The organism is Rhodococcus coprophilus NBRC 100603, assembly GCF_001895045.1.
Lineage (GTDB): Bacteria > Actinomycetota > Actinomycetes > Mycobacteriales > Mycobacteriaceae > Rhodococcus > Rhodococcus coprophilus.
The window spans coordinates 1-20,469 of the sequence record NZ_BDAM01000003.1 but is presented as its reverse complement, the minus strand read 5'-3'; the positions used below and the strand labels follow the sequence as shown (position 1 = coordinate 20,469).

Sequence of the window (20,469 nt, the reverse complement as noted above, 5' to 3'; positions counted from 1 at the left end):
ATCACAGTGAGAAGCCCTTCCCCCCATACGCTGGGGGAAGGGCTTCTCGCTTCTGTGGTTCGGGAGCTCAGAAGGAATGCTCGGGGCCGGGGAACGTACCCGCGGCGACCTCTTCCGCGTACTGCCCCGCGGCGCGCCGCAGTTCGTCGCCCACGGCACCGAACTTCTTGACGAACTTCGCGGTCTTTCCACTCGTGTAGCCGGCCATGTCCTGCCACACGAGAACCTGGGCGTCGCATTCGTTTCCGGCGCCGATACCGACCGTCGGGATGGTCAGCTTGCTCGTGACCTGACCGGCCAGCTGGGCGGGCACCATCTCCATCACCACGGAGAAGGCGCCGGCTTCCTGGACTGCGATCGCGTCCGCGATGAGCTGCTCGGCGCCGTCGCCGCGGCCCTGCACGCGGAAACCGCCGAGCGAGTTGACGGACTGAGGAGTGAAACCGATGTGCGCCTGCACCGGAATGCCGGCCGCAGTGATCGCGGCGATCTGCGGGGCGACCCGTTCTCCGCCTTCGAGCTTGACCGCGTGCGCGCCACCTTCCTTCATGAACCGGATGGAGGTCGCGAGCGCCTGCTCGGGGGACGCCTCGTACGAGCCGAACGGCAGATCGGCGATGACGAGCGCGTGGGGGGCGCCGCGCACCACACCACGGACCAAGGGGAGCAGTTCGTCGATGGTGACCGGAACGGTGGTGTCGTAGCCGTAGACGACATTCGCGGCGGAGTCGCCGACGAGAAGAACCGGAATGCCGGCTTCTTCGAAGATTCGCGCCGAGGAGTAGTCGTAGGCGGTCAGTTCTGCCCAGCGGCGGCCTTCGGCCTTCATCGCGAGCAGGTGCTGGACTCGAGTCTTGCGCTTGGGTGCATCGGCGGCGGGAGCGGAACCGCCGTACACGGGCGTCATGTTTTCGGACATCGCTGTCCCTTTCTGCCTCGAGGCCCTAGGGGTCCCCGGGTTGGGTGATGACCGTCTCAGTCTGCCACCGTCGGTCGGTGCCCGAAGACCACCCGGCGGTGCGTTTGGTCACAGCGCAGGCGATATATCGGCTCGTGGGACGATCGGCGTGTGTCGAAATCTTCCCGAATGCGCCTGTTCCGTCCGGTCGCGGTGGCCTTCGTCGCAGCGCTGACCGTCCTGGGGTGCTCGGCGCCGGCTGCCGTGCAACCACCGTCGGATGCCGGGGTGCCGGCGGAACTCGAGCAGTTCTACCGACAGAGCGTGCGCTGGGAGTCGTGCGCGGGATACGGAACCGACGGCCCCGTGCTCGCCCGGAACGGCGTGGAGTGCGCGCGCATCTCCGTCCCGCTCGATTACGGCGACCCCGCGGGAGAGACCGTCTCGATCGCATTGTCGCGGTCTCGGGCCGGTGGGGAGCGGATCGGGTCACTGCTGACCAATCCGGGTGGCCCGGGCGCATCGGGATTGTCGGTCGCGCTGGTCGCGGACGGAACTCCGGTCGCCGAGCGCTTCGACGTCATCGGGATGGACCCGCGCGGGATCGGCTCCTCCGAACCGGGGATCGTGTGCCGCACGGCCGCGGAAACCGACGCCGACCGCGCCCTCGACCCGGGCGACACCAGCCCCGCGGGCATCGCAGAGGCGGAAAAGCTCAACCGGGAGTACGCAGATCTGTGCGCCGAGCGCACGGGTGTGGACGTGCTGGCGCACGTCGGCACCCGTGAGGTGGTGCGCGACATGGACGTCGTGCGCGGCGTACTCGGCGACGACCGGCTGAACTACCTCGGCTTCTCGTACGGCACCCGGATCGGTGCCGAGTACGCCCAAAAGTTTCCCGACCGGGTGCGCGCGATGGTGCTCGACGGCGCGATCGATCCGGATCAGGATCCGGTCGAGGAGATGTTGCTGCAGGCGGAGGGCTTCCAACGCGCCTTCGAGGACTTCGCGAACTACTGCGCGGGCTACGACGGATGTCCGCTCGGCACGGACCCCTCCCAGGCCGTGGAGCGGTTCCGCGCCCTCGTCGGGCCGCTGCTCGAAACACCCGCTCCCACAACCGACCCGCGCGGCCTGAGCTACGGCGACGCCATCACCGGGGTCCAGCAAGCCCTGTACTCGCCGGCCCTGTGGGGGTCGCTGCGCGGCGGGCTGGAGTCCCTGGCGACCAGCGGCACCGGGGACACCCTCCTGCTGCTCGCCGACCTGTACGAAGGTCGCGGTGACGACGGCAGCTACAGCAACATCACGGCCGCGTTCGACGCGGTTCGATGCGTCGACGACGAGCCCGTGACCGACCGGGCGCTCGCCGGGGAAATCGACACCCGCTTCCGGGAGGCTGCCCCGTTCCTCGACGACGGGCGCGGCAACGGATCCGCCGCACTCGACGTGTGTGCGTTCTGGCCCGTCCCGCCGACATCCGGCACGGAGGTGGCCGACCTTTCCGGGCTCGCGCCCGTGCTGGTGGTGTCCACGACCGCCGATCCGGCCACCCCCTATCTCGCCGGTGTGGAACTTGCCGAGTATCTGGGTGGCGCGCTGGTGACTTTCGAGGGAACCCAGCACACCGTCGTGTTCGACGGTGAGGAATGCGTCGACAGCGCTGTGACCAGGTATTTGATCGATCTCGAGGTCCCCGGAAGCGACCCTCACTGCTGAGTGCGGCAAGATGTGAGCAACACGCCATGGGCACGAAGGCATGTATGTAACACGGAATTAACGGATGATGCCTACTCTCGCGGATATGGATCGCCAGAAGGAGTTCGTGCTCCGCACCCTCGAAGAGCGCGACATTCGGTTCGTTCGCCTGTGGTTCACCGACGTGGTCGGCACCTTGAAATCCGTGGCGATTGCCCCGGCCGAACTCGAGGGGGCCTTCGAGGAGGGCATCGGCTTCGACGGCTCGGCCATCGAGGGGTTCTCCCGCATCTCGGAAGCGGACATGGTCGCCCGACCCGACGCGACGACCTTCCAGGTGCTGCCGTGGACCGACGACCGGGGTCACCAGTACTCCGCGCGCATGTTCTGCGACATCACCATGCCGGGCGGCACGCCCAGCTGGGCCGACCCGCGGCATGTCCTGCGACGTCAGCTCAACAAGGCGTCCGATCTCGGCTTCAGCTGCTACGTGCACCCCGAGATCGAGTTCTTCCTGGTGGAGAACGGCGAAGAAGGCGCTGCGCCCGTCCCCGCCGACATGGGTGGGTACTTCGACCAATCCGTCCATCGGTCCGCACCGCACTTCCGCCGGCATGCCATCGACGCGCTCGAGTCCATGGGGATCTCGGTCGAGTTCAGCCACCACGAGACGGCTCCCGGCCAGCAGGAGATCGACCTGCGGTACGCCGACGCGCTGTCCATGGCAGACAACGTCATGACCTTCCGCTACGTGGTCAAGGAGATCGCGATGCAGGAAGGTGTGCGCGCGACCTTCATGCCGAAGCCCTTCCGCGACCATGCGGGGTCGGCCATGCACACCCACATGTCGCTGTTCGAGGGCGAAACCAACGCGTTCCACGATCCCGACGACCCGCTGCAGCTCTCGGCGACCGGGAAGGCGTTCATCGCCGGTATCCTCGAGCACTCCAACGAGATCAGCGCGGTCACCAACCAGTGGGTCAACTCCTACAAGCGCCTCGTGCACGGCGGTGAAGCGCCGACCGCAGCGAGCTGGGGTCCGTCGAACCGTTCGGCCCTCGTCCGTGTCCCGATGTACACGCCGAACAAGGCGTCGTCGCGTCGCGTAGAGATCCGCACGCCGGACTCGGCCTGCAACCCGTACCTCGCGTTCGCGGTCCTGCTCGCAGCCGGGTTGCGCGGCATCGAGAAGGGGTACGAACTCCCGCCCGAGTCCGAGGACGACGTGTGGTCGCTGACGTCGGCGGAGCGTCGCGCGATGGGCTATCGCGAGCTGCCCACCGACCTCGACATCGCGCTCCGCGAGATGGAGAAGTCCGAGTTGGTCGCCGAGACACTCGGCGAGCACGTGTTCGATTATTTCCTGCGCAACAAGTGGCGGGAATGGGAGAACTACCGTAGTCAGGTCACGCCGTTCGAGCTCGAGCAGTACTTGGGGCTGTAATAGTTCGGCGATGGCGGATGATGTGGTGGTGAAACCGCCGACTTCTCGTTCCACTGTCCCGGCTCCCGGTCGGCTCGGCCTCGTCGAGCCGACCGCCCCCGAAGAGTTGCAACGGCTCGGCTGGAACGACGCGGAGAGCGTCGAACTGCTGTGGGCGTTGTCTCGGGCCGCCAACGCGGATCTGGCGCTGCGTACCCTCGCCCGCCTCGCCGACAGCCTCGGCGAGGAGGGCTGGGCCGAACTCGACTCCGCGCTGCGCGTGGACAAGGGCCTGCGTGGTCGGCTGTTCGGCCTGTTCGGGGCGTCCTCCGCATTCGGTGACCACGTGGTCGCCAATCCGGCCGGCTGGCGGCTGCTCGAAGGTTCCCTGGACCTGCCCGACAAGCACACCTTCACCGCGAGGATGCTCGACAGCGTCCAGGCGTACCCGGAGCCCGGTGGGAGCGCCGGCCGGTTGCTCTACCGCGCCGAGATCACCGGCCCTGCCGCAGTCGCGGCGCTGCGGACCGCGTATCGCGACCAGCTCATGATCATCGCGGCCGCCGACCTCGCCGCGACCGTGGAGAACGAACCGGTCCTGCCGTACCTCGAGGTGGGCGCGCTGCTCGCAGACCTCGCCGACGCGGCGCTGACGGCAGCGCTCGCGGTCGCCGTGTCGACGGTCGTCCCCGACGGGCCCTGCCCGATCCACCTCGCCGTGATCGCCATGGGCAAATGCGGTGCGCGGGAACTGAACTATGTCAGCGACGTCGACGTGGTCTTCGTCGCCGAGCCCGCCGATTCGCGGGCGAGCCGGATCGCCGGCGAAATGATGCGGATCGGCACCTCCGCGTTCTTCGAGGTGGACGCTGCGCTGCGCCCGGAGGGCAAGCGTGGCGAGCTGGTCCGCACCCTCGAGTCGCACGTCGCCTACTACAACCGGTGGGCCAAGACCTGGGAGTTCCAGGCGCTTCTCAAGGCCCGGCCGATGGCGGGGGATCTGGACCTCGGCCGGCGGTACATCGAGGCACTGAGCCCGATGGTGTGGACGGCGTCCGAGCGTGAGGACTTCGTGCCGGAGGTGCAGGCGATGCGCCGCCGCGTCGAAGACCTGGTGCCCCCCGAGTTGCAGGAACGTGAACTCAAACTCGGTCGCGGAAGCATCCGCGACGTGGAGTTCGCGGTGCAGTTGCTCCAGCTGGTCCACGGCCGCGTCGACGAATCGCTGCGGGTCCCCAATACGGTCGAGGCGCTCGGGGCACTCGCCGACGGTGGCTACATCGGCCGCGACGACGCGGCGAACCTCCGCGCGTCCTACGAATTCCTCCGTCTGCTCGAGCACCGGCTCCAGTTGCAGCGGCTCAAGCGCACCCACACGCTGCCGCCCGCCGACGACCGGGAAGCCCTGCGCTGGCTCGCCCGTGCGTCGCACATGCGTGCGGACGGGCGCAAGGACGCCCTGGGTGTGCTCGAATCCGAGATCAAACGCAACTCGTCGCGGGTCCGGAAACTGCACGCGAAACTGTTCTACCGGCCACTCCTCGAGTCGGTGAGCAAGCTTGACAAGGAAGCCGTCCGGCTCTCCCCGGACGCCGCCGTCCGCCAACTCGCCGCGCTCGGCTACAGCGCGCCCGGGCATGCGCTCGACCATCTCACGGCCCTGTCCGGCGGCGCGTCCCGTAAGGCGCGCATCCAGGCGATGTTGCTACCGCAACTGCTCGAATATCTCGCCGACACAGTCGATCCCGATGCCGGGTTGCTGGCGTATCGTCGTCTGTCCGATGCGCTGTACGACACCGTGTGGTTCCTGCGAGTGCTGCGTGACGAACCGGCGGTGGCAGAACGCCTCATGACGGTGCTCGGATCATCGGCATATGTAGCGGATCTGCTCGTGAAGTCGCCGGAGGTGCTCCGGTTGTACGCCGACGGCCCGAACGGTCCGCGGTTGCTCGAACCGAAACCCGCCGAGGTCGCCCGCGCGCTGGTCGCGTCGTCGTCGCGGTACGGCGATCCGGCGCGCGCAATCCTTGCCGCCCGCTCGTTGCGCCGCGCCGAACTCGCCCGGATCGCGAGCGCGGACATCCTCGGCATGCTCGACGTGCCCGCGGTGTGCGAAGCGCTGTCGACGGTGTGGGCCGGGGTACTCGAAGCCGCGCTTACCGCAGTGATCCGCGCGTCGGAAAGTTCACGCGGACCGGCGCCCGCGCGGATCGCGGTGATCGGGATGGGGCGTCTCGGGGGCGCCGAACTCGGCTACGGCTCCGACGCCGACGTGCTGTTCGTCTGCGAACCGCACGCGGACGCCGACGACACCGACGCCGTGAAATGGGCGACGACCGTCGCCGAGCAGGTGCGGAAGTTCCTTGGTGCGCCGAGCACGGATCCGCCCCTCGAGGTCGACCTGAACCTGCGGCCGGAGGGCCGCAGCGGGCCTCTGGTGCGGACCCTCACGTCGTACGAGGCGTACTACACCCAGTGGGCAGAGGTGTGGGAGGTGCAGGCGCTGCTGCGTGCGCACGCCGTCGCCGGCGACCCGGAACTGGGAACGCGCTTCCTGCGCATGATCGACAAGGTGCGCTATCCGGAGGGTGGCCTGTCGCAGGAGGGAGTGCGGGAGATCCGCCGGATCAAGGCGCGCGTCGATTCGGAACGTCTGCCCCGCGGAGCCGATCCCGCGACCCACACGAAACTGGGCCGCGGTGCGCTGGCAGACATCGAATGGACCGTGCAGTTGCTCCAGTTGCTGTACGCCCACCGCATCGAGGCGCTGCACAACACGTCGACGCTCGAAACCCTCGACGCGATCGGCGCGGCGGAGTTGATCAGCGCCTCGGATGTCGAGTTGCTGCGCGACGCATGGATCACCGCCACCAGTGCGCGCAACGCGCTGGTGCTGGTCCGGGGTAAACGCACCGACCAATTGCCCGGTCCGGGAAGGCTTCTCACAGCGGTTGCGAGAGTGACCGGGTGGCAGGGCGAAGACGCCTCGGAGTATCTCGACCACTATCTGCGCGTCACCCGTCGTGCGCGAGCAGTGGTCGAGCGGGTGTTCGGTGCCTGACGGCGGCTGAGGGTCAGTCGCAGAAAACGACCAGGGCGACGCCACGCCAGACCAGCGTCTCGGTCTTGTCCCACTCCTGGTCGTCGGCGTCCCACGAGTATTCGACCTCGGTGTCGTAGCCGCGGTCGCGCTGCTCGGTCACGTTGCAGTTCTGTAGGGTGCTGCCCGAGCGGCTGAGGATGATGTACTCGACGCCGGCCTCCGACAGCGTGGCCTCGGCCTGTTCCTGGGACATTCCCACGGTCGAGATATCTGTCTGGGCACCCGCAACGCCGGCGCCGAGACTGCTTACGAGCAGGGCAGCGGAACAAGCCGCAGCCCCGAGGATGATTCTGCGCATCACGGTCTCCTCCAGGAGACATGTCGTTCGGCGTACTCGGCCGGGCACGAGCCCGGGTTCGACTGGGCCGAACGCGCAGGCGTTCTCGCACGACGACCGGATACGCAACGACAGGCGTCGCGTCGGCAACGGACGCGGCGACCGGAGAATCGGGTGCCGTGACGCAGGCGGCGTATCCCTGTCTTTGCCCCGACGCAAAGAAATGTTCTCCATCGCCATCGGCGTGATCGAGGTCACCGTCAATGGCACTACAACAGTACGCCGGTGCGTCGGATTCCGGGGGCCTTCGACTCAGCCGGCGCACGACCGTCCACACACGACGAAGCCACCCGCCGACGTGCGACGGGTGGCTTCGGTGTCGCGGTGCCGGTTCGCGGCACCGTTCCCGGACGGATCAGGCCAGATCGAACCGGTCCAGATTCATCACCTTGGTCCACGCCTTGACGAAGTCCTGAACGAACTGAGGCTGCGCATCGTCGGTGCCGTACGCCTCCGACAACGCCCGCAACTGGGCGTTCGCACCGAAGACCAGATCGACGGCGGTCGCCGTCCATTTGACCTCGCTGTTGCCGCGAGCGCGACCTTCGTACACGCCCTCCGACGATTCCGACACCTTCCACTCCGTGCCCATGTCGAGCAGATTGCGGAAGAAGTCGTTGGTCAGCACCTGCGGCCGGTCGGTGAGCACACCGTGGGTGCTGCCTCCGTGATTTGTTCCGAGAGCCCGGAAGCCCCCGACGAGTACCGTCATTTCCGGCGCGGTCAGCGTCAGGAGATTCGCACGGTCGAGCAGCAGCTTCTCGGGAGGAAGCTTCTCGCCGCCCTGCAGGAAATTGCGGAACCCGTCGCTCTTCGGCTCGAGCACCGAGAACGACTCGACATCGGTCATCTCCTGAGTCGCATCGGTCCGGCCGGGCGAGAACGGCACCGTGATGTCGTGCCCGGCGTCTTTGGCCGCCTTCTCGACCGCGGCGCTGCCGGCGAGCACGATGAGGTCCGCGAGCGAGATCTTCTTGCTGCCGCCCGAAGAGTTGAACTCGTCCCGGATCCGCTCGAGTACGGGCAAAACCGCGTTGAGCTGGGCAGGCTCGTTGGCCTCCCAATTCTTCTGCGGCTCGAGCCGCACCCGCGCGCCGTTCGCGCCGCCGCGCATGTCGGTGCCGCGGAAGCTCGCCGCCGACGCCCACGCGGTCGCCACCAACTGTGGGACGGTCAGCCCCGAGTCGAGCACGGTGCTCTTGAGCGACGCGATGTCGGCGTCACCGACGAGTTCGTGGTCGACCTCCGGGACGGGGTCCTGCCACAATTGTGGCTCCGGAATCCACGGTCCGAGGTACCGCGAGAGCGGCCCCATGTCGCGATGCAGCAGCTTGTACCAAGCCTTGGCGAACTCCGCTTCGAGTTCTTCGGGGTGGTCGAGCCAGCGGCGGGTGATCTCGCCGTAGACGGGGTCGTACCGCAGCGCGAGGTCGCTCGTCAGCATCCCGGGGGCGTGCTTCTTCGACGAGTCGAACGGGTCGGGCACGATATCCGACCCGGCGTTGTCCTTCGGCGTCCATTGCCAGGCACCCGCGGGACTCTTGGTCTTCTCCCATTCGAAGCCGTACAGCATCTCGAGGAAGCTGTTGTCCCACTTCGTGGGCGTGGGTGTCCAGGTGACCTCGATGCCGCTGGTGATTGCATCCGGCCCGGCACCGGTGCCGTACGAGTTCTTCCAGCCGAGACCCTGTTGTTCGAGGGGCGCTGCCTCCGGTTCGGGACCGAGATTGTCGGCGGGCGCGGCACCGTGCGTCTTGCCGACGGTGTGGCCGCCGACGATCAATGCGGCGGTTTCGACGTCGTTCATCGCCATGCGGGCGAACGTCTCGCGAATGTCGCGACCCGACGCGAGGATCTCCGGATTACCGTTCGGGCCTTCCGGATTGACGTAGATCAGGCCCATCTGGACGGCGCCCAGGGGGCCCTGCAATTCGCGCTCGCCGGCATAGCGCTCGTCGCCGAGCCAGGTGTCCTCGGGACCCCAGAACACCTCGTCGGCTTCCCAGATGTCCTCGCGACCGAATGCGAAGCCGAACGTCTTGAATCCCATCGATTCGTATGCGACGTTGCCGGCGAAGACGATCAGATCTGCCCAGGAGAGGCTCCGGCCGTACTTCTGCTTGATCGGCCAGAGCAGGCGACGGGCCTTGTCGAGACTGACGTTGTCAGGCCAGCTGTTCAACGGTGCGAACCGCTGGGCGCCTTTACCGCCGCCGCCTCGGCCGTCGGCGATGCGGTAGGTACCGGCCGAATGCCAGCTCATGCGGATGAACAGCCCGCCGTAGTGCCCGAAGTCAGCGGGCCACCACTCCTGCGAGTCGGTCATCAGTGCCACGAGGTCCTGACGGAGTGCTTCGACGTCGAGTTTCTCGAACTCTTTGCGGTAGTCGAAGTCCGGTGACATGGGGTTCGCCATGGGCGAATGCTGGTGCAGTACCTGGAGGTTGAGCTGATCCGGCCACCAGTCCAGCGTCGTCCTCGGTCGATGAGGTTGGGGCTTGGGGGCGGGGACTGCCGGGTTTTCGCTTTCGGACACTGCGGTTCCTTCCGGATCTGGGTGGATCGGACCTATCAGGGCTGCGGTCGAGAAGCTTCCGATGGTGAGCATGCGGCGCACAGGCCCCAGAAGACGACTTCGGTCTCGTCTATCGCGAAACCGGCACCGTCGTACCCGGTGAGGCACGGGGCCTCACCGGTCGCGTGGTTCACGTCTGCAATGACGCCACAGGACCGGCAGACGAGGTGATGATGGTTGTCGACGCGGCGCTCGTAACGCGCTGAGGACCCGGACGGCTCGATCCGCCGGAGGATGCCCCGCGAGGTCAGCGCACTGAGAATGTCGTAGACGGTGTGCCGTGAAACTCCCGGAAGCGCGATGCGGACCGCGCCGAAGATCGTCTCGGCATCGGTGTGCGGATACGTAGCAACCGCGTCGAGAACGGCGACCCGCTGCCGCGTCACGCGAAGATCTGCTGCGCGCAACTGCTGTGCTGCTTCCCTGGAGGTGGGCACCACCCCACTATGACTCACCTTTCTGGAATGAGTCGTGATTTCGGCCGATCCGTCGCCTGCGTTCGGAGCGAGCTGCACAGCGATGAGTGGCGTCCGGGCCGTGCGCGCGGTGCCCGACGGCGCCGCAGCGTGCACTGTTCATCGGGCTGGCTGTCGGGCGGGCTCGGAAGGCCCGGACCATGGGACGACGCTTGCCTGGGCATGTACGCGGAGGGAGTAGCAACCGGCCATTCGGCGCAAATCACCACACCACTACGCGAAGTCGGCCGACACCTTCTGAATGCCGATCGTTCCGAGTAAGGCGAGCTTGCTGTCGGATTCGCTGCCAGGTTCAGCGGTGTACATCATGATCCGCAGGTCGTGGCGTTGGGTGGTGAGAATGTCGCAGTCCAGATCGAGGGTTCCGACCTCGGAGTGCACGATCCGCTTGATCGTCGGCCCATGTTCATCGATCTGATGTCGCGACCAGAGTTCGCGGAACTGCACGCTCGCCTCGTTCAGCCGTGCGACGAGCTGCTTCAACTCGGGATCATCGGGGTAACGCCCGGCGCTGCGACGCAGATCACCGACCAGAGACGCATCGAGAGCTTCGGCACTGTCGGGGCCGTACATATGGCAATCCGACGCGCCGGTGAAGTGAAGCCACAACAGGTTCCGGTCGGCTGCCCGCAACGAGGAGGGGTCGCCGGTCAGGGCCGCCCACATCGGGTTCCAGAGCAGGAGGTTCCACATCGCGTCGAAGACGGCCACCGGACGTTCGCCCGTGCGTTCCACCAGCCGACGGATGCTCGAGGGCACCAGTCGGCTGATACGTCGACAACCGGCGGCGTGCCCGGCAAGACGGAACAGGTGTTCCTGTTCGGTGTCGCTGAGCTGCAATGCCTGGGCAAGAGCGACACACACCTGCACCGAAGGAGCCGAGGAGCGCCCCTGCTCGAGTCGCACGATGTAGTCGGCGGACACGGACGCCAGCACCGCAAGTTCTTCGCGTCGCAGACCCTTCGTGCGTCGAGCCGTGTTCGCAGGGAGGCCGGCCATCTGTGGCGTCAGGCGTTCGCGCCACACCCTCAGTACCGCTGCCAACTCGTCCGACGAACTCATGACTCCATTGTCCCAGTGGTCGGTGCGGCGCGGCTGGTACTGCTGTTCCCACCCACAACACAGCCTGGGAAGGGGAGTACCAGGAAGATCCTTCTCTGGTCCCCGCCGCATGTGCACCGTAGTCTCGACACGATAGTCATCAGGGCCGGTGCCATGGACGAAAGTCCGGGACCGGGAATCCATATCTCCCAGGAACAAGCGAGCCGCTCAGGCTTCGTGCTCGGTCGCAGACCGAGGAGACGACGACGTCGTCGATTCTCCGAATCGGCAAACGGATCGACGTGCCTGGTGGCTGCACCTGCACCATCCGTTTACCAGAAAGAACGAATTCATGATCGTCGTCACCGGAGCCACAGGTCAACTGGGGCACCAGGTCATCAGCCACCTCCTCGAGCGGGGAGTCCCGGCCGACCGAATCGTCGCGGCGGGTCGCGACTCGTCCGGATCCGCGGAGTTCGATGCGTCGGGTGTCGAGTTCCGCCGAGCCGACTACGACCTGCCCGAGACGCTGCCGGCTGCTTTTGAGGGTGCCGACAAGGTCTTGTTGGTCTCGACTCCTGCGGGGGCAGACGCGAAGCGTATCCAGCAGCACCAGGCCGTCATCGACGCCGCGACGGAGGCCGGTGTGAGTCTTCTCGCCTACACGTCTGTCACGAACGCTCCCACCAACACGATGGGATTGGCCCGCGTACACCGCGCCACCGAACAGGCCATCGCTGCCTCCGGGCTGCCCGCCGTCATATTGCGAAACGGCTGGTACGCCGAAAACCACACGGCAGCTATCGGGAACGCCGTCCAGTACGGCGCACTCATCGGAAGCGCGGGTAACGGCCGGATGGCCTCGGCCAGCCGCGCCGACCTTGCGGAAGCGGCCGCGATCATCCTGACCCTCGACGATCAGGCCGGGAAGATCTACGACCTGACCGGCGACACCGCGTGGACTCTGTCCGAACTGGCGGCCGAGGTGGCGGCACAGTCGGGCGTGCCCGTCACGTACACCGACGTCCCCGCCGAGCAGTACAGAGGGATCCTGCAGCAGGCAGGGCTGCCCGACCATGTCGTCGAATTGATCGTCGACGCCGATGTCGCGATCTCGCAGGGTGCCTTGGACTACGTCACCAACGATTTGCGCAGCGTGCTGGGTCGTCCCACCACCCCGATGGCGACCAGTGTCACGTCGGCACTGAAGGGCTGACCACCACCCGCTACAACGCCAGGCCCGGCCCACAGCGACAGTCGCTGTGGGCCGGGCCTGTCGAGGTCGACCGGTGGATGCACCCCTTGTCGACGCGACAGGGGTCCGCATGCAGACGAGTCCACCCGCCCGGCGATTGTCATCGCGGAGCGGGTGGACTCGGTGGATCTACTGCGTACCGGCTGCAAAGCAGTGCGACGGGACGAAGTCCCGCATGCCGGCTCGACCGGGTGACGAAATCAGCAGTCGAAGTACAGCTGGAACTCGTACGGGTGCGGGCGCAGGTTGACCGGAGCGATTTCCTGCTCACGCTTGAGCGAGATCCAGGTCTCGATCAGGTCGGTGGTGAACACGCCACCCTCGGTGAGGTACTCGTGGTCGGACTCGAGGCGGTCGATGACCGCGCTGAGCGACGTCGGAGCCTGCGGGATGTTGCGGGCCTCCTCCGGAGGAAGCTCGTAGAGGTCCTTGTCGACCGGAGCCATCGGCTCGATCTTCTTCTTGATGCCGTCCAGGCCGGCCATCATCTGCGCGGCGAAGTTCAGGTACGGGTTACCCGAGGAGTCGGGCGCGCGGAACTCGAGGCGCTTGGCCTTCGGGTTGTTGCCCGTGATCGGGATACGGACCGCGGCCGAACGGTTGCGCTGGCTGTAGACGAGGTTGATCGGCGCCTCGTAGCCCGGAACCAGACGGTGGTACGAGTTGATCGTCGGGTTGGTGAAGGCGAGCAGCGACGGCGCGTGGTGCAGGATGCCGCCGATGTACCAGCGGGCGAGGTCGGACAGACCCGCGTAGCCGGACTCGTCGTGGAACAGCGGCTTGCCGTCCTTCCACAGCGACTGGTGGACGTGCATGCCCGAGCCGTTGTCACCGAAGAGGGGCTTCGGCATGAAGGTGGCGGTCTTGCCGTTCTTCCACGCGGTGTTCTTGACGATGTACTTGAACAGCTGCAGGTCGTCGGCTGCCGAGAGCAGCGTGTTGAACTTGTAGTTGATCTCGGCCTGTCCGCCGGTGCCGACCTCGTGGTGGGCGCGCTCGAGCTCGAAGCCCGCGAGCTGCAGGTTGGTGGAGATCTCGTCGCGCAGGTCCACGTAGTGGTCGTACGGAGCGACGGGGAAGTAGCCGCCCTTCGGGCGAACCTTGTAACCGCGGTTCGGGGTGCCGTCGGCGTTGTAGTCCACGCCGGTGTTCCAGGCGCCGGAGATCGAATCGACCTCGTAGAACGAGCCGTTCATCTTCGAGTCGTAGGAGACGGAATCGAAGATGTAGAACTCGGCCTCGGCACCGAAGTACGCGGTGTCGGCGATGCCGGTGCTGACCAGGTACTCCTCGGCCTTGCGCGCAACGTTGCGGGGGTCGCGGGAGTACGACTCGCGGGTGAAGGGGTCGTGGACGAAGAAGCTCACGTTGAGCGTCTTGGCAGCACGGAAGGGATCGATACGCGCGGTGGTCACGTCCGGAAGCAAAAGCATGTCCGACTCGTGGATGGACTGGAAGCCACGCACGGACGAGCCGTCGAAGGCCAGGCCGTCCTCGAAGACGTCCTGATTGAACGCCTTCGCCGGGATCGAGAAGTGCTGCTCGATGCCGGGCAGGTCGGTGAAGCGGATATCCACGTACTCGACGTTTTCGTCCGCGATGTACTTGATGACCTCTTCGGCCGTGGTGAACGCCACGCTTGTGCTCCTTCAGTCGGTGCGCGCCATGGTGCTGGGGCGCCTGCGTCGGATCAGACGGTATGGACCTGGTGTTGCCCGCCCATCAAACCTATGTTTCGGCAGTGTTACGGCTCGCATTGCCCCTGCTGTCAGGGCAGAAACGTGGTAGAGGTCACCGCCGGTGCATGGGATCGTGGTGATCCGCAGCGACCAGCCTATCCTGGACGTATGGCACGTATGACGGGCAGTTGGCTTTCCGGACCTTCTGCAGCGCTCCCGAAGGGGCAACAGCAGGAGCAGGCCTACACAGGGGAACTGCTCGGTCTTCCGGAGCACGGGCCGGGGTCCCTCGTCTCGACCGCACGGCGTGCGCTTGCCCTCTGTCTCGACTGGTTCCTGTCGATGGCGATCGCGGCGAGCCTGGTCGGCGAGAATCCGCTCGAAAGCTCTCGGCTCTCGGCGTACACGCTGATCATCTGGTTCGTCGTCGGTGTCGTCACCGTCACGCTGTTCTCGTTCACCCCCGGCCAGTTCATCGCCGGGCTGCGCGTCGCCCGGGTGGACGCACCGGTGCGGGTGGGTATCGTCCGGGCGCTCGCCCGCCAGTTGCTCATCGTCTTCGTCGTCCCCGCCACCGTCACCGATGTCGACGGGCGCGGCCTGCACGACCGCGCGACCGGTACCGCCATCGTCCGCGCACGCTAGGGCATATCCGTCGAATCCGAGGCCGGCCGGGACGCAACAGCGGCCATCGCGTGGTCAGGGAGTAAAGATCCTCTCGGCCTGGTCACGCTCGATATGCAGGTCCCAGTACAGCGGGGAGATCCGGTCCGCGGAGGCGCTGGGCGTGCCCTCCGGAGCGCGGTCACCGATCCACGCCCCGATCGCCACGTGCGCGGCCTGAATGCCCTCGGGTTCGAGCTCTTTGTGGAGGTTCAGCACCCATGAGCGAAGGGCCGCGCCGGCGGTGTTGATGTCACCGAGCATCGGGGTGGGATCCACCGAGCCCGCGCCGGTGGTGAACAGCAGGGTGCCGGTGCCGGCCTGCCGCATCGCGGGCAGCACTACACCGGTGGCGGCGATCGCGCCGTAGAGCAGGTACCGCATCTGCAGGTCCACATCCGCGACGGTGAGTCTGCTGGGCGTAACGAACTTGGGGTCGGGTCCACCCGGGGAATACTCGAGCACGTCGATCCCGCCGAAGTGCTCCGCCGCGGCCTCGAGGGCCCCGGTCAAAGAACCGGTGTCCAGGACATCGGCCGCGAACCCTTTGGCGGTGATGCCCTCGGCAGTGAGGGTCGCGGCGTGGGTATCGAGGTTGTCCTGGCTGCGCGAGAGCAGTGCCACATCGAAGCCGTGGGATCCGAAAGTGCGGGCGATGGCCAGGCCCATGCCGGGGCCGGCGCCGACGACAGCAACAGTAGACATGGTGAGCTCCTTCTGAACGGCATCTTCGTCCCTGGGGTGGGAAGTGAAGCCTGTCGGTTATCAATGGTTCCTTGGTAACTTTGGGTAACCGACTTAGGGTCGTCAAGAAGGCACTTTCGAGTGCCGTCGTTCCCCGGAGGTAACCATGCAGGCCAAAGACGCATTCGACCCGATCTGCGGGCAAGGCGGAACCCGAGCCAGGGAGGTCCTCGACCTGGTCTCGGACAAGTGGTCGCTCTATGTCGTAGCCGCATTGGGCCAAGGCCCGCTGCGATTCAGCCAGGCCCGGAGGGTCGTGGTGGGTATCAGTCAGCGCATGCTCACCGTGACTCTGCGTCGTCTCGTGCGTGACGGCTTGGTCTCGCGCACGGTGGCGCCCACGGTCCCCCCGCAGGTCACATATGCGCTGACCGAGACCGGAGAGAGTCTGCGCCTGGCCGTCCAGCCCTTGATCGAATGGGCATTTTCCAACGTCGATGACATCGACGCCGCCCGTGCAGCCCACGACGCGCGGGTCGAAGGCCGGACATGACCCACAACCGGGTGCATTGCCGGAAGTCGGAAGGCACGCTTCCGGTGCTCCGTCGGCGAGGGCCACTCGGGCCACCCGGCCGTACAACGAAGACCGCCTCCGATTCGTCGTGAATCGGAGGCGGTCTTCGCGGAGCGTGGGTCGGTCGGGGACCGCAGGGTCAGCGGCGGCGGATCGTGCGCTGCACGCTGCGCATCTTCGCGCCGGCCGGCAACGGACCCTTCGGCATGGCCGGACCGGTCTTCTTGGTGCTGAGCGCCGACAGACGGCCTTCGATGGTGTCCATGCGCTTGGTGTCGATGTTTCGGGGCAGCTTCGACAGATGCTTCTGCAGCTGCGACAGCTTCACCTGGCCTTCTTCGTTGCCGACGACCACCTCGTAGATCGGGGTGTCGCCGACGAGGCGGGAGACCCGCTTCTTCTCCTGCGCCATCAGGCCCCTGACGCGACCGGGGTTGCCCTCACCGACGAGGATGACGCCCGGACGGCCGATGACGCGATGGACCGCGTCGAGCTGCGTCGTCCCGGCGACAGCCTGGGTGACGCGCCACGCGCCCTGAAGATTGTCGAGTGCCCACGCGGCCGCACCGGCTTGTCCGTCGGCCTTCGTGTACACCGATTTCTGGACCCGGCGTCCGAAGATGATGAACGCGAGCAGCACGCCGACGAGGATGCCGATCGGCAACAGGAACCACTGGATCCCGAAGATCAGCCCGATGAGGAAGAACACCACGATCGATGCGACGAGCGCCCCGATCATCCACGGAAGGAGGAACTTGTCTTCCTTGCGCTGAATCTGGAACGCCTGCCACAACTGGCCGCGACGCTCCTTCGACGCCTGCTTCCGTGCGGCTTTCGCCGCAGCCTTCGCTTCCTTGTCGCTGCTACTGCCCTTCGCCATACCGTCAAGGATACGGCCCCGGCGGAGGCGTATTCGCCACCACCGGGGCCGACCGGGAACCCTGTGCCGTTACGGAGCGTCAGCTACCGAATCGGGCGAGCACGGAGCCCGCTTCCTGCGACGCGGTGCCCTCCTCGGCGAGATGTGCCTGGGCCGCGGGGAGTTCGCGGCCGTGGTGTGCCATCGCCTGTGCGTAGAGACGCCCTGCGCGGTACGACGACCGCACCAGCGGTCCGGCCATCACACCGGCGAAACCGATCGAACGGGCCGTGTCGGAGTGCTCGACGAACTCCTCGGGCTTGACCCACCGCTCGACGGGATGGTGCCGCGGCGACGGCCGCAGGTACTGGGTGATGGTGATGATGTCGCATCCGGCGTCGTGGAGATCGTGCAGCGCTTCGGTGACCTCTTCGGGGGTCTCGCCCATGCCCAGGATGAGGTTCGACTTCGTGACGAGGCCGAACTCGCGGGCGGCGGTGATCACGTCGAGCGAGCGCTGGTAGCGGAAGGCCGGGCGGATCCGCTTGAAGATCCGCGGCACCGTCTCGAGGTTGTGGGCGAGCACCTCGGGGCGGGATTCGAACACCTCGCGCAGCAGGTCGGGCTTGCCGTTGAAGTCCGGGATGAGATTCTCGACACCCGTGCCCGGGTTGAGTTCGTGGATCTGGCGCACGGTCTCGGCGTACAGCCACGCACCGCCGTCGGGCAGGTCGTCGCGGGCGACACCGGTGATCGTCGAGTAGCGAAGACCCATCGCCTGAACGGATTCGGCGACACGGCGCGGCTCGTCACGGTCGAGTGCCGCGGGCTTGCCGGTGTCGATCTGGCAGAAGTCGCAGCGCCGCGTGCACTGTTCACCACCGATCAGGAACGTCGCCTCACGGTCTTCCCAGCACTCGTAGATGTTGGGACACCCGGCCTCTTCGCAGACCGTGTGCAGACCCTCACGTCGTACGAGGCCTTTGAGCTCGGTGTATTCCGGGCCCATCTTCGCCCGGGTCTTGATCCAGTTCGGTTTACGTTCGATCGGCGTCTGAGCGTTTCGGGTCTCGATCCGCAGCAGTTTGCGTCCTTCTGGGGCCACAGTCACGTCCTCGATCGTACGCCCGCGCTCGCGCCGGGATCCGGTCGGGGAGCGCGGCAGGTCAGAACCTCAGAGTGGTGAATTCCGGGGCGGTGGAAGAGCCTTCGGAGGCGGCGACCGCCTCATCGAAGGTGACTCGGTCGATGTCCGCGTCGGTGACGGGGATGCCTCCGTCGAGTGCATCGAGCACAGCCTCGGTCACCGCCGGCGTGACGTCGTCGATCGTGATTTCCCGGCCGAGTTCTCCCGTCAGCGACGCGACACCGGCGTCGCGGATCCCGCACGGCACGATCGAGTCGAACGCGTCGAGCGCCGAATTGCAGTTGAGGGAGAAGCCGTGCATCGTGACGCCACGTTGCACGCGGATTCCGATCGCCGCGATCTTCCGCTCAGGTACCCACTGGCCGTCGCGCAGTTCCGCGGGCAGCCAGACCCCGGACCGGCCCTCGATGCGCCCGCACGTCAGACCCAGGTCCGTGCACACCGTGATGAGCGCCTGCTCGATCCGGCGGACGTAACCGACCACGTCGATGGGCTCGGCGAGCTTGACGATCGGATACCCGACAAGCTGGCCGGGACCGTGCCAGGTGATCTTTCCACCCCGGTCGACGTCGATCACGGGAGTGCCGTCGGTGGGACGGTCGCCGTCCTCGGTGCGCCGGCCCGCGGTGTACACGGGCGGATGCTCGAGGAGGAGCAGGGTATCGGAGCAGGTGCCGTCGGCGCGCGCATCGAGGATCTCGCGCTGCCGCTCCCACGCCTCGAGGTACCCGATCGACCCGAGATGCACCACGGTGACCGGTGCGTTGTCGGAACGGGCGGACGCGGTGGGGTTGCTCATGTACCCGGACTTTACGCCGGTCGGGTCGGGGCGGAACGACCCCTACCGGGGCCGGACAGCAGCAAGCGGGGGCCCCGTCGTGACGACGGAGCCCCCGCTTATGCGGAGCGCGGCTGTGGCGGTCAGGCCGTCACAGGCCGAGTTCTGCCTCGAACGCGGCTTCCTCGAGACGATGCTTGATCGTCGTCAGGAATCGACCGGCGTCGGCGCCGTCGATGAGCCGGTGATCGTAGGTGAGCGGCAGGTAGCACATCGACCGGACGCCGATCGATTCGTTACCGGTCTCGTCGGTCACCACGACCGGGCGCTTGACGATCGCACCCGTGCCCAGCATCGCTGCCTGCGGCGGCACCAGGATCGGGGTGTCGAACAGGGCACCCTGGCTTCCGATGTTGGTGATCGTGAACGTGCCGCCGGCCAGCTCGTCGGGCTTGAGCCCGCCGCCGCGCGTGCGCTTGGCGAGGTCGGCGATGGCCCGTGCCAGGCCTGCCAGCGACAGGTCGCCGGCGTTGTGGATCACGGGGGAGAGCAGGCCCTGCTCGGTGTCCACGGCGATGCCGAGGTGCTCGGCCGCGTGGTACGTGATCTCCTTCTTGCTTTCGTCGAACGACGCGTTGACGTTCGGGTGGGCCCGAAGCGCCTCGACGACCGCCTTCGCGAAGAACGGCAGGAAGGTGAGGTTCACGCCTTCGCGCTCGGCGAACGACTTCTTCGCCTGCGCGCGCAGCTGAGCGATCTTGGTCATGTCGACCTCGAAGGTCTGCGTGAGCTGTGCTGTGGTCTGCAGCGACTCGACGGTCTTCTTGGCCGTGATCTGCCGGATCCGGTTGACCCTCTGCGTGGTTCCGCGCAGATCTGCCAGTTCGGGGCGCACGCCCGGTGCGGCACCGGACGGAGCGGCCGCCTTGGCGGGAGCCTTCTCCTCGGCAGCGGGGGCCTTCCTGGCTTCGGCTGCGGCCAGCACGTCCTGCTTACGGATGCGGCCGCCGACACCGGTGCCCTTGACGCTGGCGAGGTCGACGTCGTTCTCCGCGGCGAGCTTGCGCACGAGGGGAGTGACGTACGGGCTGGAGCCGTTGGACGAGGCCGACGAGGCGACAGCCTGCGGAGCCGGAGCCGACGCAGCCTGCTCGACCTTCGGAGCCGCGGCAGGCTTGCTCTCCGCGGGCTTCTCGGCCGGCTTGGGTGCTTCCTGCTTCGGAGCTTCCTTCTTCGGCTCTTCCTGCTTGGGAGCGGGCTTCGCTTCGGGCTCGGCGGG

At 66.8% G+C, this 20,469-nt stretch carries 17 protein-coding genes; 6 read left to right on the top strand and 11 right to left on the bottom strand.

What is annotated here, in order from left to right; all coding sequences use genetic code 11:
- Positions 1-67: 67 nt before the first annotated feature.
- Positions 68-919 carry a 3-methyl-2-oxobutanoate hydroxymethyltransferase gene (gene panB / locus RDCOP1_RS05870; protein WP_072699204.1) on the bottom strand — a complete coding sequence of 284 codons (852 nt, stop codon included), beginning with the start codon at positions 917-919 and terminating at the stop codon, positions 68-70.
- A 168-nt stretch (positions 920-1,087) separates the two neighbouring features.
- On the opposite strand from panB, the gene RDCOP1_RS05865 reads away from it, so the two are divergent.
- From RDCOP1_RS05865 to RDCOP1_RS05855, 3 genes are all read left to right on the top strand, one after another.
- Entirely contained in the window at positions 1,088-2,617 is a 1,530-nt protein-coding gene (locus tag RDCOP1_RS05865; protein ID WP_072699203.1) for an alpha/beta hydrolase, read from the top strand.
- Between the two features lie 85 nt (positions 2,618-2,702).
- Positions 2,703-4,040: a type I glutamate--ammonia ligase gene (gene glnA, locus RDCOP1_RS05860; protein ID WP_072699202.1), complete on the top strand. Its 1,338-nt coding sequence runs from the start codon at positions 2,703-2,705 to the stop codon at positions 4,038-4,040.
- Positions 4,041-4,065: 25 nt separating this feature from the next.
- Positions 4,066-7,080: a bifunctional [glutamine synthetase] adenylyltransferase/[glutamine synthetase]-adenylyl-L-tyrosine phosphorylase gene (locus RDCOP1_RS05855; protein ID WP_072699620.1), complete on the top strand. Its 3,015-nt coding sequence runs from the start codon at positions 4,066-4,068 to the stop codon at positions 7,078-7,080.
- A gap of 13 nt (positions 7,081-7,093) precedes the next feature.
- Here RDCOP1_RS05855 and RDCOP1_RS05850 read toward each other — a convergent pair whose 3' ends face one another.
- From RDCOP1_RS05850 to RDCOP1_RS05835, 4 genes are all read right to left on the bottom strand, one after another.
- On the bottom strand, positions 7,094-7,420 hold the full coding sequence (locus RDCOP1_RS05850) for a hypothetical protein (RefSeq protein WP_072699201.1): 327 nt from the start codon (positions 7,418-7,420) through the stop codon (positions 7,094-7,096).
- Positions 7,421-7,814: 394 nt separating this feature from the next.
- Positions 7,815-9,995, bottom strand: coding sequence for a catalase/peroxidase HPI (gene katG / locus RDCOP1_RS05845; protein ID WP_231922923.1), 2,181 nt, complete (start codon positions 9,993-9,995; stop codon positions 7,815-7,817).
- Positions 9,996-10,030: 35 nt separating this feature from the next.
- Positions 10,031-10,471 carry a Fur family transcriptional regulator gene (locus RDCOP1_RS05840; protein ID WP_072699618.1) on the bottom strand — a complete coding sequence of 147 codons (441 nt, stop codon included), beginning with the start codon at positions 10,469-10,471 and terminating at the stop codon, positions 10,031-10,033.
- A 252-nt stretch (positions 10,472-10,723) separates the two neighbouring features.
- Positions 10,724-11,572, bottom strand: a complete 849-nt coding sequence (locus RDCOP1_RS05835) for a helix-turn-helix transcriptional regulator (RefSeq protein ID WP_072699200.1) — start codon at positions 11,570-11,572, stop codon at positions 10,724-10,726.
- Between the two features lie 331 nt (positions 11,573-11,903).
- On the opposite strand from RDCOP1_RS05835, the gene RDCOP1_RS05830 reads away from it, so the two are divergent.
- Positions 11,904-12,767 carry an SDR family oxidoreductase gene (locus RDCOP1_RS05830; protein WP_072699199.1) on the top strand — a complete coding sequence of 288 codons (864 nt, stop codon included), beginning with the start codon at positions 11,904-11,906 and terminating at the stop codon, positions 12,765-12,767.
- Between the two features lie 239 nt (positions 12,768-13,006).
- Here the strand turns inward: RDCOP1_RS05830 and glnA (RDCOP1_RS05825) are convergent, their stop codons facing one another.
- Positions 13,007-14,443: a type I glutamate--ammonia ligase gene (glnA, locus tag RDCOP1_RS05825; RefSeq protein WP_072699198.1), complete on the bottom strand. Its 1,437-nt coding sequence runs from the start codon at positions 14,441-14,443 to the stop codon at positions 13,007-13,009.
- 210 nt (positions 14,444-14,653) lie between these two features.
- Between glnA (RDCOP1_RS05825) and RDCOP1_RS05820 the strand changes: the two genes are divergently transcribed.
- Positions 14,654-15,130: an RDD family protein gene (locus RDCOP1_RS05820; protein WP_169848835.1), complete on the top strand. Its 477-nt coding sequence runs from the start codon at positions 14,654-14,656 to the stop codon at positions 15,128-15,130.
- A gap of 54 nt (positions 15,131-15,184) precedes the next feature.
- On the opposite strand, the gene RDCOP1_RS05815 is transcribed toward RDCOP1_RS05820, so the two are convergent.
- Positions 15,185-15,853 (bottom strand): SDR family NAD(P)-dependent oxidoreductase, encoded by a 669-nt coding sequence (locus RDCOP1_RS05815; protein WP_072699196.1) that lies wholly within the window; start codon positions 15,851-15,853, stop codon positions 15,185-15,187.
- Positions 15,854-15,998: 145 nt separating this feature from the next.
- Here RDCOP1_RS05815 and RDCOP1_RS05810 point away from each other — a divergent pair, with 145 nt between their 5' ends.
- Positions 15,999-16,385, top strand: a complete 387-nt coding sequence (locus RDCOP1_RS05810; protein WP_072699195.1) for a winged helix-turn-helix transcriptional regulator — start codon at positions 15,999-16,001, stop codon at positions 16,383-16,385.
- Positions 16,386-16,545: 160 nt separating this feature from the next.
- Here the strand turns inward: RDCOP1_RS05810 and RDCOP1_RS05805 are convergent, their stop codons facing one another.
- From RDCOP1_RS05805 to sucB, 4 genes are all read right to left on the bottom strand, one after another.
- Positions 16,546-17,286: a DUF4191 domain-containing protein gene (locus RDCOP1_RS05805; protein WP_072699194.1), complete on the bottom strand. Its 741-nt coding sequence runs from the start codon at positions 17,284-17,286 to the stop codon at positions 16,546-16,548.
- A gap of 79 nt (positions 17,287-17,365) precedes the next feature.
- A complete protein-coding gene (lipA, locus tag RDCOP1_RS05800) occupies positions 17,366-18,376 on the bottom strand; it encodes a lipoyl synthase (protein ID WP_072699193.1) in 1,011 nt (336 codons plus the stop codon).
- A 55-nt stretch (positions 18,377-18,431) separates the two neighbouring features.
- Positions 18,432-19,211 (bottom strand): lipoyl(octanoyl) transferase LipB, encoded by a 780-nt coding sequence (lipB, locus tag RDCOP1_RS05795; RefSeq protein ID WP_072699192.1) that lies wholly within the window; start codon positions 19,209-19,211, stop codon positions 18,432-18,434.
- Positions 19,212-19,341: 130 nt separating this feature from the next.
- Positions 19,342-20,469: 2-oxoglutarate dehydrogenase, E2 component, dihydrolipoamide succinyltransferase (sucB, locus tag RDCOP1_RS05790; protein WP_072699191.1), on the bottom strand; the 1,128-nt coding region annotated here is incomplete at its 5' end.

What these genes read in the sequence shown, in the direction of transcription:
- panB (WP_072699204.1), bottom strand. Translation starts at nt 919, where the DNA reads ATGTCCGAAAACATGACGCCCGTGTACGGCGGTTCCGCTCCCGCCGCC.
- lipB (WP_072699192.1), bottom strand. Translation starts at nt 19,211, where the DNA reads ATGAGCAACCCCACCGCGTCCGCCCGTTCCGACAACGCACCGGTCACC.
- RDCOP1_RS05820 (WP_169848835.1), top strand. Translation starts at nt 14,654, where the DNA reads ATGGCACGTATGACGGGCAGTTGGCTTTCCGGACCTTCTGCAGCGCTC.
- RDCOP1_RS05830 (WP_072699199.1), top strand. Translation starts at nt 11,904, where the DNA reads ATGATCGTCGTCACCGGAGCCACAGGTCAACTGGGGCACCAGGTCATC.
- RDCOP1_RS05815 (WP_072699196.1), bottom strand. Translation starts at nt 15,853, where the DNA reads ATGTCTACTGTTGCTGTCGTCGGCGCCGGCCCCGGCATGGGCCTGGCC.
- RDCOP1_RS05810 (WP_072699195.1), top strand. Translation starts at nt 15,999, where the DNA reads ATGCAGGCCAAAGACGCATTCGACCCGATCTGCGGGCAAGGCGGAACC.
- RDCOP1_RS05865 (WP_072699203.1), top strand. Translation starts at nt 1,088, where the DNA reads ATGCGCCTGTTCCGTCCGGTCGCGGTGGCCTTCGTCGCAGCGCTGACC.
- RDCOP1_RS05835 (WP_072699200.1), bottom strand. Translation starts at nt 11,572, where the DNA reads ATGAGTTCGTCGGACGAGTTGGCAGCGGTACTGAGGGTGTGGCGCGAA.
- RDCOP1_RS05850 (WP_072699201.1), bottom strand. Translation starts at nt 7,420, where the DNA reads ATGCGCAGAATCATCCTCGGGGCTGCGGCTTGTTCCGCTGCCCTGCTC.
- RDCOP1_RS05805 (WP_072699194.1), bottom strand. Translation starts at nt 17,286, where the DNA reads ATGGCGAAGGGCAGTAGCAGCGACAAGGAAGCGAAGGCTGCGGCGAAA.
- glnA (WP_072699202.1), top strand. Translation starts at nt 2,703, where the DNA reads ATGGATCGCCAGAAGGAGTTCGTGCTCCGCACCCTCGAAGAGCGCGAC.